General features: G+C 49.1%; 15 protein-coding genes. 2 read left to right on the top strand and 13 right to left on the bottom strand.

All coding sequences use genetic code 11. The annotated features are described in order from the left end of the window. From A2F46_RS06430 to A2F46_RS06475, 10 genes are all read right to left on the bottom strand, one after another. Positions 1-567: an SCP2 domain-containing protein gene (locus A2F46_RS06430; protein ID WP_066568196.1), complete on the bottom strand. Its 567-nt coding sequence runs from the start codon at positions 565-567 to the stop codon at positions 1-3. 22 nt (positions 568-589) lie between these two features. Next, positions 590-1,192: a TIGR00730 family Rossman fold protein gene (locus A2F46_RS06435; RefSeq protein WP_369796313.1), complete on the bottom strand. Its 603-nt coding sequence runs from the start codon at positions 1,190-1,192 to the stop codon at positions 590-592. A gap of 12 nt (positions 1,193-1,204) precedes the next feature. Further along, a complete protein-coding gene (locus A2F46_RS06440) occupies positions 1,205-2,035 on the bottom strand; it encodes a PhzF family phenazine biosynthesis protein (protein ID WP_231867731.1) in 831 nt (276 codons plus the stop codon). A 25-nt stretch (positions 2,036-2,060) separates the two neighbouring features. Further along, positions 2,061-3,137: a prephenate dehydratase gene (gene pheA, locus A2F46_RS06445; RefSeq protein ID WP_066568198.1), complete on the bottom strand. Its 1,077-nt coding sequence runs from the start codon at positions 3,135-3,137 to the stop codon at positions 2,061-2,063. An 86-nt stretch (positions 3,138-3,223) separates the two neighbouring features. Continuing rightward, positions 3,224-4,435, bottom strand: a complete 1,212-nt coding sequence (locus A2F46_RS06450) for a multidrug effflux MFS transporter (RefSeq protein ID WP_066568312.1) — start codon at positions 4,433-4,435, stop codon at positions 3,224-3,226. A 99-nt stretch (positions 4,436-4,534) separates the two neighbouring features. After that, positions 4,535-5,527, bottom strand: a complete 993-nt coding sequence (argF, locus tag A2F46_RS06455; protein ID WP_369796314.1) for an ornithine carbamoyltransferase — start codon at positions 5,525-5,527, stop codon at positions 4,535-4,537. A 32-nt stretch (positions 5,528-5,559) separates the two neighbouring features. Then, on the bottom strand, positions 5,560-6,696 hold the full coding sequence (gene dapE / locus A2F46_RS06460; RefSeq protein WP_066568202.1) for a succinyl-diaminopimelate desuccinylase: 1,137 nt from the start codon (positions 6,694-6,696) through the stop codon (positions 5,560-5,562). A 105-nt stretch (positions 6,697-6,801) separates the two neighbouring features. Continuing rightward, positions 6,802-7,233 (bottom strand): DUF2628 domain-containing protein, encoded by a 432-nt coding sequence (locus A2F46_RS06465; protein WP_066568204.1) that lies wholly within the window; start codon positions 7,231-7,233, stop codon positions 6,802-6,804. 137 nt (positions 7,234-7,370) lie between these two features. Continuing rightward, a complete protein-coding gene (alr, locus tag A2F46_RS06470; protein WP_066568206.1) occupies positions 7,371-8,429 on the bottom strand; it encodes an alanine racemase in 1,059 nt (352 codons plus the stop codon). A 116-nt stretch (positions 8,430-8,545) separates the two neighbouring features. After that, a complete protein-coding gene (locus A2F46_RS06475) occupies positions 8,546-9,802 on the bottom strand; it encodes a D-amino acid dehydrogenase (protein WP_066568208.1) in 1,257 nt (418 codons plus the stop codon). Between the two features lie 203 nt (positions 9,803-10,005). Here A2F46_RS06475 and A2F46_RS06480 point away from each other — a divergent pair, with 203 nt between their 5' ends. Beyond that, entirely contained in the window at positions 10,006-10,470 is a 465-nt protein-coding gene (locus tag A2F46_RS06480) for a winged helix-turn-helix transcriptional regulator (RefSeq protein WP_066568210.1), read from the top strand. An 836-nt stretch (positions 10,471-11,306) separates the two neighbouring features. Here the strand turns inward: A2F46_RS06480 and A2F46_RS06490 are convergent. From A2F46_RS06490 to A2F46_RS06500, 3 genes are all read right to left on the bottom strand, one after another. Beyond that, entirely contained in the window at positions 11,307-12,167 is an 861-nt protein-coding gene (locus A2F46_RS06490) for a prephenate dehydrogenase (RefSeq protein WP_066568215.1), read from the bottom strand. A gap of 54 nt (positions 12,168-12,221) precedes the next feature. After that, positions 12,222-13,016: a 3'-5' exonuclease gene (locus tag A2F46_RS06495; RefSeq protein ID WP_066568216.1), complete on the bottom strand. Its 795-nt coding sequence runs from the start codon at positions 13,014-13,016 to the stop codon at positions 12,222-12,224. Between the two features lie 72 nt (positions 13,017-13,088). Further along, a complete protein-coding gene (locus tag A2F46_RS06500) occupies positions 13,089-13,994 on the bottom strand; it encodes an alpha/beta fold hydrolase (RefSeq protein ID WP_066568218.1) in 906 nt (301 codons plus the stop codon). A gap of 87 nt (positions 13,995-14,081) precedes the next feature. On the opposite strand from A2F46_RS06500, the gene A2F46_RS06505 reads away from it, so the two are divergent. After that, positions 14,082-14,867, top strand: a complete 786-nt coding sequence (locus A2F46_RS06505; protein WP_369796315.1) for a DsbC family protein — start codon at positions 14,082-14,084, stop codon at positions 14,865-14,867. The last annotated feature ends 188 nt before the right edge of the window (positions 14,868-15,055 follow it).

Below are 15,055 nucleotides of genomic sequence, written 5' to 3' on the forward strand. Positions count from 1 at the left end.
TCAAAGTGTGGTTATTTTTTGCAAATGTTGAATGCGTTGGGTTAGCCGTGCCACATCATCGCGCAAAATATTCACCTCTTTTGAAAAACCAGCAAATTGCTCTTTTCCCACCACCCAAGCATCCTGCTCTCGTCCATAATCGGCCACCTGCCGCGCCACACTGCGCCCCCAGTCAGTGCCCTCGGCCTTACACTGGTTTACACCTTGGATGACCCAAGCTGCAGCTGCATCACCAAATACACGAGCCACATCATCGCTTAAGTCATAGCGCAAACCACCCAACAAAGGCAATAGAGCCATTCCCAATGCATGATCCCCTTCGACCACCACATCTCCTACCCCTGGCGTTGTGCCTGCCAGCAGTTTTCGCACAGCACTGTCTTGAAACCACAAAGTGGTTTCGGGCAATTCTGAAGCCTCCTCTAGAAACCCTGTATCAGTCACAACACCATCCCACTCAATGAATGGCCACTTCATAGCGACACGCCGACCTGCATAAGCAGTCAACTGCTGCTGAATTTCCACATTTTGTTGGATTAAATGATTTAAAACTGCTTTGACCAACATTGGATTCTCCTCAAATGGTGGATTAAGCACCCGCAGTCAACCACTGCGGCTGGCGCCATTTCACTGCATCTTGCGGGTGATAATCAGCCATTTGCGCCAATAACGCTTGCGGTTGCGTTGCAGCACACAGCAAACTCATGTTGGCTTCAGGCATAAATTCCTCCTCCACCGTATGCGCTAACATGCTCAATAAGGCATCAAAAAAACCATCAATATTCAATACACCCACCGGATGGTGATGCAATTTCAGTTGTGCTTGTGACAACACCTCAAACAACTCTTCATATGTGCCCAAACCACCAGGCATGGCGATAAAACCATCCGCCAATTCAATCATCTTATTTTTGCGAGCAGTCATGTCGGCCGTTTCAATCAATTCCGTAAGGCCCAAATGCGCCACTTCTTTTTGCTTTAAGAAAGTAGGTATCACTCCAATGACCTCACCCCCATTCGCCAATACCGCGTCGGCAACCGTACCCATCAACCCGATATTACCGCCACCATAGACCAACCGGTAATGATTGTCCGCTAACGCTTTACCCATAGATTGGGCTGCATCGAAATAGGCCTTGCTTCGACCCAAATTAGAGCCGCAATACACCACCATATTTTTCATTGTCATCATTTTTCCATTGATTCATGCAATCTCATCGGCCACCGCTGCAGCCAATTTGCCTGTCAAATAAAGCACGCACTGCCCAGCTACCCAAACGGCGTCATCGGTAACACGGCACACCAGATGGCCACCACGTATAGAGAGCTGGGCTGCATGAAGCTCACTCTTATGAAGCCGCTGCGACCAAAATGGCGCGAGGGCAGCATGAATGGAACCAGTGACTGGATCTTCCCAATCAGGCGTATCGCGCCAAAAATAGCGGCTCACAAAATCATGCTGGCTGCCCTCGCGGGTGGGCGCTGTGGCCACGATGTCTTTGGGTAAGCTGTGCTGCAACGCGGTAGGCTGAACCTGCAATTGCCGCACCGCATCTTCACTGGCATATTCCGCTACATAAGCTTGCTGATTTTGCCACAGAGCCACTGGTCGTTGTGACAAACCCGCCACCACATCTTGAGGCCATGTGTCCATGGGCAGCAATCGACCCAGTGGAAACCGCATTTGCAAATAGCCTCCTTGGCCTCGCTGCACCGCAATATCACCCACTGCGCCGGTCGAAAAAACCAATTCCGCTAACTCAGGTTGTTGCGACAACAATACCCAAGCCGCTGCTAAAGTAGCGTGTCCACAGAAAGGGATTTCACGCACTGGCGAAAACCAACGAATCGCATAATGCCCAGTTTGCTGTTGATACACGAAAGCAGTTTCGGACAAGCGGTTTTCAGCCGCAATCGCTTGCATTTGCGGCTCCGCCAAAGGCTTTTGCAGCAATACCACTGCGGCTGGATTACCACCAAACAGCCGATGGGTAAACGCCAAGACCACATACATGGGCAATGCGTTCGTACTCATGGTGATTCCTTCCGTTTGCTGAGGATCATAAAACCGCCGTGGGATACGACCCAATCAATTTAACAAAGGCAGCCCGTTCCGACAGCTCTTTCAAGGCTGCCTGAATGGTTTTATCCTGATGATGTCCTTCAATGTCGATGAAAAACACATATTCCCATAATCCGGCGCGGCTAGGACGACTTTCCAACTTGGTCATGGACACCCCATGGTTGGAAAAAGGTTTTAGCAAGCCATGCACCGCCCCCGCTTTATTAGGCGCAGACACAATCAAGGACGTTTTGTCCCGTCCTGTGGCGCTGGTATTTTGGTTGCCGAGCACCAAAAAACGCGTGGTGTTATTGGGCTCATCTTCAATATTATTCGCCAGTGCACTCAGTTGATAACGCTCGGCCGCCGTTTGTGAAGCAATCGCGGCAGCACTCTCATCTTCACTGGCCAATCGAGCCGCTTCGGCATTGCTGGCCACAGAGATGCGGGCCACGTCATTGGGTAAATTTTTACTGAGCCACTCATGGCACTGCGCCAATGCTTGGGCGTGGGCATATACTTTACGAATATTGGCCACATGAGATACCCGACGCAATAAATGATGATGAATGCGCAACACCACTTCACCACATGCCGTAAGCGAAGTTGACACGAGTAGATCCAAGCTGCGGCCCACCGAACCTTCTGTGGAATTTTCGACCGGTGCCACCACATAATCGGCTTGACGCGCTTCAACCTGACGAAAACACTCATCAATGGAGATGCAGGGCAAAGTATGGGCCGCATGGCCAAAATGCTTGATGGCCGCCTGCTCCGTAAACGTTCCCTGCGGTCCCAAATAAGTAATACTTAATGGCCGTTCCACCGCCAAGCACTCACTCATCACCTCGCGAAACAACCGGGCTACCGCCTCGTCTGGTAACGGACCTTGATTGAGCGCTTGGATGCGTTGCAACACAGCGGCTTCCCGTTCAGGGCGATAAACCGCTTTGGTCCCTTTAAGCTCACCAATCGCATGGGCGTGGCTGGCGCGCTCATTCAACAGGCGCAGCACTGTTTCATCAATGTTATCAATGGCATCACGATGAGGCTTGAGTTGGTCGTTGTCAGACATAGCAGGTTCCAAATTAAAACACGGCAAAACGCGGTGTTATTGTAGCGAATTTACCCGAATCAGGTGGTAAACGGTTTCAGGCAGCCTTATCGGCGCCAAGCGCGGTGTGAGCATAAAGCCAGCAAAACCACGCCACACAAAGTCGATACCAACATCATGCTGGGCATAATGTGTGCCGTACCATTGTGCAACTGCGTGGTGAGCCAACCCACGGCAGCGGCAATCAAAAATTGCATGGTGCCCAATACGGCATTGGCACTGCCACCTGCTTGCGAAAAATAACCCATGAAACAGGCTTGCGTATTGGACATCACCAAGCCCTGTGTCCCCACGGAACACATCAACAGCAGCAGCACCAACGCGAAGGGCGGCAGCGGCATGGCCCACACCGCCACCGCCAATAACGTATTGCACACCAGCTGCACCGCAATGCCACTGAGTAAAATGTCTTTGGCATCAGTGGTGCGCAAACGAAAAGCAGTGATGCGGTTAAACGCCATCATAGTGAGGATATTGGCACCAAATGCCCACGCATATTGGTGTGCATCCAAACCATAAAGCTTCATATAAACGAATGGCGATTCAGTCAGAAACACAAACATCGATGAAAAGCTAAATGCTTGAAAAAACAAAAAACCCAGGGCTTCAGGCTGCCTGAACACCGTAGCAAAATTGCGCCCCACGGTACCGAATAATTGCCAGTTTAAAGGCTTGCGTGTGACCCTCGTCGTTGGCATAAAACGCGATACCAATAGCCACACCACCACCGTGTACACGGTTAGGAACACAAAAATAGCACGCCAACCGCCTATGTGCGTCAAAGCAGCGCCCACCATCGGCGCGGCCAATGGGGCCGCCATGGTAATGATGCCAATGGTGGTAAACATTTTGGCTGCTTCGCGCCCTGAAAAGAAATCGCGTACCACCGCGCCCACCGTCACGGTAGACATGCCACCACCAATGGCCTGCACCCAACGCCAAAACAGCAACTCAGATGCCGATTGAATAAACAAAATGGCCACCACCGCCACCAAGTAAATCGCCAAGCCCAGCAAGGCAATGTGTTTTCGGCCTTTGACATCAGAAATGGCCCCGCCCAGCAATTGCCCTATGGCCACCCCAAAAATAAAACTCGACAAGGTTTGTTCGATGATGTGGATGTCCGCATGCAAAGACTGCGCCATCACCGGCACGGCCGGCAAATACACGTCAATGGAAAATGGCATAATGGCCACCATGGCAGCCAACAAAAAAGCCAGTTTGCGCGCACCAAGCGGTAAAGAAACAGGAACTGTCATGGATTCACCAACATAAAAACAATGGGCGTAAAAGCACGCCAAAAAAATCAACACAGGCTGCCTGAATCCGTTCAGGCAGCCTGTTTCTGCGCCATCTATTTAGGCTGTCAACAGCGCCACCAATACCGCTTTGATGGTGTGCATGCGGTTTTCAGCCTGATCAAACACAATGGATGCAGGCCCTTCAAAAACATCTTCAGTGACTTCCACACCATCCAAACCAAACTCGTCATACAACCATTGCCCAATATTGGTATCGCGGTTATGAATGGCAGGCAAACAATGCATGAATTTCACATCCGGGTTGCCGCTCGCGGCCAATAAATTCGCGTCCACACGATAAGGCGTGAGCAAGCCAATGCGCTCTGCCCACACTGCTTTGGGCTCGCCCATGGAAACCCACACATCGGTATGGATATAGTCGACGCCTCGCACCGCTTCTGCGGCATCTTCGGTTAAGGTGATGCGTGCCCCGGTGTGTGCTGCGATGTCTCGACATTGCGCCACCAGCGACTCGTCTGGCCACAAATGCTCTGGCGCACCAAAACGCACATCCATCCCCAATTTGGCCCCCACCACCAACAAAGAATTACCCATGTTGTAACGCGCATCGCCTACATAGGCATAAGCAATCTGATGCAGCGGCTTGCGGCTATGTTCGCGCATGGTGAGCACATCTGCCAGCATTTGCGTCGGGTGAAATTCATCGGTTAAGCCATTAAATACAGGCACGCCTGCATACTGAGCCAGCTCCTCCACAATGGCCTGACCAAATCCACGGTATTCGATACCGTCAAACATGCGACCCAATACCCGTGCGGTGTCTTTCATGCTTTCTTTGTGGCCGATTTGGCTGCCTGAAGGCCCCAAATAAGTCACATTGGCGCCTTGATCATGTGCCGCAACCTCAAAAGCGCAGCGGGTGCGTGTGGACGTTTTTTCAAAAATCAACGCAATGTTTTTGCCCACCAAAAGTGGTTTTTCTTGGCCCGCTTTTTTGTCTGCCTTTAATTTTGCTGCTAAATCCAACAGCGCGCGAATGTCTTCAGGCGTGTAATCCAATAATTTCAGAAAATGTTGTTGTTGCACCATACTCATGATTGTTCTCGGTTGTGCTGATGTTTTCAGGCAGCGGCCAAACGCCGCAAGATGGCTTCATATACTGCAGAAAGCTGCGGTACCGCGACCAAATCAATGTGTTCATCGATTTGGTGAATGCTGGCATTCACTGGCCCAAGCTCGATTAACTCGTGTGCAATGGCTTTGATGAAACGGCCGTCTGAGGTGCCCCCACTGGTGGATAATTCGGCCTGAATACCGCACACATCGGCAATCGCAGCTTGGGCTACTGCCGTGAACCGTCCAGCGGCGGTGAGAAAAGGCTGCCCAGACAAAGACCATGTCAGCTCATACACCAACCCATATTGATCCAAAATGGCTTCCACGCGTTGCTTTAAACCCATATCGGTGGATTCGGTAGAAAACCGAAAATTAAATTGCACTTCCAGTATGCTCGGAATCACATTCGTGGCGCCTGTACCCGCATGGATATTGGAAATTTGGAAGCCGGTGGGTGGAAAGTAATCATTCCCATCATCCCAATGCTCTGCGACCAAAGCCGCCAAAGCAGGCGCCGCCAATTGGATCGGATTCACGGCCAAATGTGGATAGGCAATGTGTCCCTGCTTGCCTTTAACCACCAGATGGCCCGACAGCGAACCACGCCGCCCATTTTTGATGGTGTCTCCTAGCGTATTCACCGCAGTAGGCTCCCCTACCAGGCAATAATCCAGAAATTCACCACGGGCTTTCAATACATCCACCACCCGCGTGGTGCCATCTTTGCCATCGCCTTCTTCATCAGAAGTAATCAGCAAAGCCAACCGCAATAGCACATTGGGCTCCTCAGCCAATAACCGTTCGCAAGCAGTGACAAATGCCGCGACACTGGTTTTCATGTCTGCCGCGCCACGGCCATAAAGCCGACCATCCCGCTCTGTGGGTACAAATGGCGGAGATGTCCATTTGTCAGCAGGGCCACTGGGCACTACATCAGTGTGCCCAGCAAAACACACCAGCGGCCCTTCTGCTCCGTGCACGGCGTAGAAATTATCAGTGTTCCCAAAGCGCATGGTTTCGACGATAAAACCCATTGCCTGTAGGCGTTCGATTAAGATGGCTTGGCATTGTTTGTCATCCGGCGTCACCGATGCTTCGGCAATCAGTGCTTTGGCCAGCTGTAATGTTGCGGTTTCAGACATAAATATTTTCTTGTAAACGGGTTCAGGCAGCCTAAAGGGCTGCCTGAACAAAAATCCAATTCAATTAATCAAAGGCCACTGCCTGCCTTGAGTATACAAACAAACTCAAAACCAATCCAGCCGCCCCAAAACCATTTTCTTATAATAATTGCGATTAGCCAGCATACTGAATGCTGCACTCAAGCCAATAAATAGTCCATTGCCAAAATTCTTTTGCAAGGCCAGCTCAATGAGCCCCACCACAAAAGCCACCACCAACGTAATCAGCAAAGTAGATACCGCCAACTTCCACATGCCCTTAATCAACATGTAAACAGGCCCAAACAACAGCGCCCAAATATTAAAATTCAAAGCAAAGCGCTGTTTAAAAGTGAGTTCTTTAAACCGTGGCAATTTTTCCCCACCCGCTTTTTCAATCAACCTAAATTTTTTCTTCCAACGCTCACTCACAGGCAACCCATCAATCACACTCGCGGTATTGCCTATTTCCGGCAGCGCCACCGAAGGTGGTGCTTGATAAGGATTGGATTCAGTCATGTCATCTCCTCTATATAATCATGATTAGGCATGGCATTGAAATTAAATCCACAATAGAACAGCATTGGGCTTTACCCTCACATGATTCAATAACCATATCCACACGTTCGCCCACTGCTCACATTGAGGCTACCCACTTACTCATAAACCACTTTTGCACGTTTCACATTACACAACAACTCATAAGCAATGGTGCCTGCGGCGGCGGCAACTTCATTGACATTCACCACATCACCCCACAATTCTACCGCACTACCAATGCCTTGCTGGTGATCGGCCAACTGTACCGTCATCATATCCATGGAAACCCGACCCAACACTCGGCTACGCGCACCTTCAATGGCCAGCGGCGTCCCCGTAGCAGCACGACGTGGATAACCATCTGCATAACCACCAGCCACCAAGCCCACTCGCGTTGATTGTTCGGTCACAAAAGAGGCGCCATAACCAATGGGCTCACCTGGCTGTAATACACGTTCACCAAACACTTTACTGGTGAGTTTCATCACCGGTTTAAAACGGCTGTCGGCGCCGCCCATTGGCGACACCCCATACATAGCCAAGCCTGCCCGACCCCACCCGCGCATGGTTTGTGGATATGCCATCATAGCGGCAGAATTAGCAAAACTGATGTCGCCGGGCAGATCCGTACACGCCAAATCAAACGCAGCAATTTGCTCTGCCGTCATGGTTTTCATGGGCTCATCGGCACAGGCAAAATGTGTCATTTTCACCACGCTGGCCACTTTCGGGCTCTGTGCCAACGCCTCATAAGCGGGTGCATAATCATGCGGAAAGAAGCCAGTTCGATGCATCCCCGAATCCATTTTCAACCACACAGTAACCGGCTGCGACCAGTCATAGGCCAATAAAGCTTCCAGTTGCCAATGATTGCCCACCACGGGCCACAATTGATATTTATCCACCAACGCATACTCGGACGCCTCAAATACGCCTTCGAGCATCACGATGGGCAAAGTAATACCTGTTTCACGCAATTCAATGGCTTCTTCAATACACGCCACCGCATAACCATCGGTTAAGTCTGCCAAAGCTTCGGCACAGCGAACTGCACCGTGCCCATAGGCATTGGCTTTCACCACCGCCAACATGGGGCCGCCGCCGTGTAATTGTTTGAGTGTGGAAAAATTGTCGCGCAAATGGTTTAAACGAATGTGTGCGGTTAAAGGACGCATGATGTACCTTCTTTAAATCAACAATAATCGTGAATATCGATCAAATACAGCATCATACTCACAATAAAACTTTTCAGGCAGCCTTAACTGGCTGCCTGAAAAATACTGGCAAATGATTAAACGTAACGAACCAAAGACAAATCACTGGTTTCAATTTCAGGTTTCACGCCACTAATTAAATCAGCCAAAATCTTGCCCGAGCCCAAGCTCATGGTCCAGCCCAATGTGCCATGCCCAGTATTGAGTGACAAATTAGCAAAACGAGTGGCACCAATTAATGGCGTACTGTCCGGCGTCATCGGCCGCAAACCGCTCCAAAAAAAGGCTTCATCGGTGTTGCAGCTACCCGGAAATAAATCATTGACCACCAAATCTAAAGTGGCCTTGCGTTTTGGGTTCAGCTTGATTTCATAGCCAGACAGCTCTGCCATACCGCCCACGCGGATGCGCTCATCAAAGCGTGTAATCGCTACTTTATAGGTTTCATCCAGCACAGTAGACACGGGCGCCTTGTCTTCATTGGTCACAGGGATGGTGAGTGAATACCCCTTCACTGGATATACAGGCACATTCATGTGCAAGGTTTTCAACAACTGCCGGCTAAAGCTGCCCATCGCGCACACATAATGATCGGCTGTAAATGTTTGCCCATTGGCAACCACGCTTTTAATGTGGCAACCATCTTCTTCAATCTGCTGAATGCTGTGGTTAAACAAAAATTGAACACCCAAAGCTTCGCATTTGGCCGCCAAATGATTGGTAAATAAGTGACAATCCCCTGTTCCATCATTTGGTAAAAACAGTGCGCCTGCAAGCTTACTGGCAATATTCGCCAGAGCCGGTTCATATTGAGCGCATTCAGCAGGGTTATCGATAACGGTTACGGGCACACCCCAATCTTGTAATACTTTTAAATCTTTTTTAGACGCAGCCACTTCTTTTTCGGTGCGAAAAATCTGCAAGGTACCCTTGTGACGGCCTTCAAAAGGGATGTCTTCTTCCGCTTCCAAGCGACGCAGCATTTCGCGACTGTACTCAGATACCCGTACCATGCGCTCTTTATTGGTGGCATAACTGCGCGCATTGCAATTTTGATACATTCGCCACATCCACTCCAGCTGATAGAAACTGCCATCGGGGCGAAACAACAACGGCGCATGTTCCTTAAACAACCATTTAAAGGCTTTTTGCGGAATACCAGGAGCCGCCCAGGGCGTGGTATAACCATAAGACAGCTGGCCCGCATTGCCAAAGCTGGTTTCCATGGCGGCCTTATCCGCGCGCTCCAATACCGTCACCTCATGACCGGCTTTAGCCAAATACCAAGCCGTGCTCACGCCCACAACACCCGCACCCAATACCAAAACCTTCATTCTCGCCCCCAACAGATCGCATGAGTTCAGGCAGCCTAATCTGCCCCAAAATCCAGAGATTTTCAGGCAACACAACCACCCATCAATCTCATCAGTGAAAAAATGAAGTGTATTCTTTTATTAATGGTTTTTTTCACTTTATTTATAACCTTAAAAGTGATATTTTAATGACAAAGTCCAACAAAAAAGGGAATTAGGTAAGTATGCACCACTTCGATAAAATCGACATGAGAATTTTGGCTTTGTTGCAGAAAAATGCCCGCATGACCATGACTGAATTGGCTGATAAAGTAGGCTTGTCTACCACGCCTGTCACCGAACGCGTGCGTCGATTAGAGCGCGACGGTGTCATTACCGGCTACCATGCCCAACTCAACGCGCAAACTTTAGGACAAAATCTACTGGTATTTGTGGAAATCAAACTGCGTTCAAAATCTGGTAATATTTTTGAAGAATTCCGCCGCGAAGTATTGGACATTCCTCAAATATTGGAGTGCCATTTGGTGTCAGGCGAATACGATTACTTAATCAAAATCCGTCTGCCGAATATGAGCGCTTATCGTCATATGCTTGGTAATATTTTACTGCAATTACCAGCCGCAGCGGAGAGCCGCAGTTATGTGGTGATGGAAGAGGTGAAAGAAGAACACATGCTGTATTTAGACTAAGGCCTAGCTTTGCGTTTCAAGCAGCAATCCACACTACAATAATCGATGCTCAATCATGAGATCACCCAACCACTGACCCCGTTTTAAGATAGCGATACTATCAATAGAACAGGCCTAAGTCTTTCTCTCGTCTCATGTTTCGTTTCACAGATTTCCAGCAGCACAACTACCGCAATTGGTTCAAAACAAGATGACCCAAGCTAACCTCAAGTTAAACGTAATATGGCGGGCGGCACCAAGATAAATTAGACAAAATTCAGACAAAAAAATGCGCACACTGTTGAGTGCGCGCCAAGTCTACAAAGGAGAAATAGAGGAGAAACTATTAAGCAGTCATTGCAACCACTTAATGATCGATATTATGCCGAAATGAAAAAAAACAGTCAAATATTATTTTCGTTTTTAATTATTTTTAACACATACTGAACATAAATCCTCTTTCGCTTCTGTTTCTCACATTTTTGTGAACAAATAGTAACAATCACCATGGAAACCCGTTCACTATTCGTTTACACACTACGCTCTACAAAAAATTCGATCACGCAGCCACACCATCATCAAAATACAAAAAAAATGCGCACACTGTTGAGTGCGCGCCAAGTCTACAAAGGAGAAATAGAGGAGAAACTGCCAAATCAGCATGACGCTGAATTGACGATTTGAATTTTGCCGTTTTTTGTAGTGCAATGCAACATAAAATGTTCGTTTCAGCGCCAATTAAATTAGATAAATTATTCGATTTTGTGAAAAAGCGCACATTTTCGCGTTTGATTGGCATTAAAATAACACTGCAATCTATTCCACTACTGTCTGAAATAATGGGGTTTTTAACGGTTTTACTGGCTTTGCCATTGCACCCGGGCTGCTTGCGCCTGCTCAAAAAAATCAAACAAAGCTGGGCCATCAGCCTGTTGCAAACAGTGTTGTAAATAAGCCAATTCTTGCTGTTGTTGTTGTAATAAATCCAATAAAGGCTGGCGATTGGCCAGACAAATATCCACCCAAATGGCAGGATGAGAGCCCGCGATGCGGGTAAAATCACGAAAGCCACTACCAGCAAAATGCAGGAGTGCATCTTTGTTTGGCGATTGTGCAATCTGATGCACATAAGCATAAGCCAGCATGTGGGGCAAATGACTCACTGCGGCAAACACAGCATCGTGCTGAGGCGCGGTTAAATAATGGATTTCCGCACCCACTGCCGCCCAGAGTGCCGCAACTTGAGCGACGCTCTCGGCATCTTGTTGCTCATGGGTGCACACAATACATTTTTTGTGCTCAAACAAGCCAAATTGTGCGGCCAAAGCACCATGCCGATCCGAGCCAGCAATGGGATGCGCAGCCACGCAACGGCGATAGTGCTGTGGCAACCATTCAGCATACGCTGCCAAGGCAAGCTGTTTGGTGCTGCCCACGTCGCTGATAATCACGTTGGGCGGCAACACAGGCTCCAGCTGCCGGCAAATACCGGGCAAAGAGCCCACAGGAGTAGCAATCACAACCAAATTGGCTTGACCCACACTGTCTATATCAATGCATGTAGCAGCTCGATCGATCACTTTGCGTTCGAGTGCGCGCGCCAAATTGTCGGCATCAATGTCGATGCCGACCACCTCATCCACCAACTTGCGTCGCTTTAAGTCCAACGCCAATGAGCCGCCGATGAGGCCCACTCCGATTAAAACCAAATTAATCATTATTGACCAGCATCGTCTCAAGCTGCCTGAAAGCAGGATGATTGTTTCTCATGATTAACGCCCCCAAGCAGCCAAAAATTCAGGCCACTGCGGTTCATCCTGTTGCTGCAGATAGGCTTTGAGTCGACGAATTTCTTGTTCATATTCGTCACCATCCAAGAAACCGCGCATTAGATTAAAGCGCTGGTACATCAGATAGGTATTGGTCGCATCGGTTTCGCAGTATTGCCGAATGCCCGCCAATTCGCCCCGTTGAAATGCGTCCCACACTTGGCTACCATCCATACCGAGTTTGCCTGGAAAGCCGCACAGCTTTGCCATGTCATCCAAAGGCACATTGGCGCGCGGTTGATAAAGAGCCAGCAAATCCATTAAATCCAGATGACGGTTGTGGTAACGACTAATATAGTTATTCCACTTAAAATCGCGGCTATCACCAAAATCGCCCTCACCCATGTCCCAATACCGCGCCGCGCTGATGCCATGAATCAGTCCTCGATAGTGCAAGACCGGCAAATCAAATCCGCCTCCATTCCAGCTCACCAGTTGCGGTGTATGGGTTTCCACCAATTCAAAAAATTTAGCAATCAGTGTCTCTTCCGTGTCATCCAGACTACCGATGCTGCCCACATGTAATTTATCCGCACCCCAGCGCATACAGCAAGAAATCGCCACCACCTGCTGCAGATGCAACTGCATAAAATCACTACCTCCCGTTTGAGCTCGACGCCGCTGCTGAGCAAACGACACCACATCACCATCGTCGACTTCTGCGGGCAAATGATGCAACAGGCGTATGCCCGCCACATCTGGGATGGTTTCGATGTCAAAAGCCAAAATCGGGGTCATGGCAAGACTCTTGTGCTGGTTGGTCTGGATAAGAAGCCACATTGTGGCATGAAGTCATCACAGCGCCAAGTTTCAGGCAGCCTGATTGCACCAGAACACATTTAAGGCCAGAGCCAGTTGTTCCGGTACCTCCCAATGCAACATATGCCCAGATTCAGGGAAGCATATTTTTTGGGGTTTTCCCATAGCGGCATAGCGTTGCGGCAAGGTTTGTTTTACGTGTTGTAAATAGCGGTTGTGCGGTAACAAACCACCTTCCACCCACAAACGTGGCGCGCGAATATGGCGCCACACGGCATACGCCAACTCCGTACGGTATGGCAAAGGCTGTGGGATTTTGTGTTTATTGTCGGCGCGATAGGTCAGACAACCTGAAGTGTTGGTTTCGGTGAGTACATGAGCAAAATACAAGGCGCGCTCCGCGCTCAACAAAGGGTTACGTTGTTGAAATTTTGCAGCAACTTTGGCCACATCCACCAAATCAAGCCACGGCTGGGGGTGACTCATGGCCGACAAAAACCGAGCACTACGGGCTGCCGCCTCATGCACATTGCCCTCTTCGATACCAAATCCTTCCGCCACCACCAAGCTTTTTACCCGCTCAGGCAAGGTACCAGCATAATGCGCCGCCAACATGCCGCCCATGCTGTGCCCCATGATGTGCACAGGCTCATTGGGGCTAATGATGTCTATCCACTGGGATAAATCACTGAGCATCAAAGCCCGATCATAATAACCATGACTTTGATGGGCCGAGAGGCCACAACCACGCCAATCGGGCGCATAAACATCCCATTCTCCACCCAACGCCATGGCCATAAATTGAAAACTGGCAGCGCAATCCAACCAACCATGTAATAGCACCACTTTGGGGCGGTTTGGCGCTGGCCAATGCCAAGCATGCAGGCACAATCCATTGATTTGATGGCGACAGGACTGCGCTTCTATATGCGCATTTATCTCATTGTTGAACAACATCTTTCCCCCACTGGCTTTCAAGCATCGTCATAATTGGGCATAATGGCATGCTTAAACCGATGCGAAAACGCGAATTCATTGTCTATGATTAAATTTTCTGCTTGGCGCATTTTAGCGCCTTTGTGTGTATTGCCCTTATTGGCCTGCGGTCAAACACCCGTGTCCAATAATGATGCCAGCACCGCTTCAGCGGGCAGCGAGGCCAGCGCCGAAATCACGCGCACCTTGAGTGCTAAATTGGAAAAAACCTATCAAGGCCAAAACCTCAAGGTATTGAGTGTCAATGCCACCCCAGTGGCAGGGCTTTATGAAGTATTGGTCACCGGCAACCAAATTGTTTATGTCGACAGTAAGGCCAACTATATGTTGGTGGGCGATTTGCTTGACATCAACACACGCAAAAGTCTAACCGAAGCACGGCTCTCTGAAATCAATAAAATTGATTTTGCGCAATTGCCACTAGAAAATGCGATCAAAGAAGTTCGTGGTAATGGCCGGCAAAAAATTGCGGTATTTGCCGATCCAGACTGTCCTTTCTGTAAGAAATTGGAGGAAGAATTCGAGCAGTTGACCGACGTTACCATTTACACATTTCTTATGCCCATTCCATCTTTGCACCCACAAGCCGAGCCCAAATCAGTGCAAATTTGGTGCCAGAAAGACCGTGTGACCGCATGGACAAACTGGATGCGCCGCAATGTCGCACCGCCTACGGTGGCCGATTGCCCAAACCCGGTGGCACAAACCATGGCCTTAGGTGAAAAATTTGGCTTCAACGGCACCCCAACTGTGATTTTTCCCAATGGTAAAGTTCAATCCGGTTATATGGACAAAGCAGCTTTGGAAACCGCCCTTAAAGAAAGCAATCCTTAAAACAAGAACGCCGCAGAACATTCAGGCAACCTTCAAGGTTGCCTGAATGCATTTTTGACCAAAACGCCCTAACCATCTATTTATTGGCGCCAAAATAAAGCAGGAACCCTATTATTTAGATGGGCACTACCTCAATCCTATGTTAAATTCAAACACTCGTTTTAATTGATATTCTTGCCTTTTAGCCC

The sequence above is a fragment of the Snodgrassella sp. CFCC 13594 genome, assembly GCF_001590725.1.
Classification (GTDB): Bacteria; Pseudomonadota; Gammaproteobacteria; order Burkholderiales; family Neisseriaceae; genus Snodgrassella.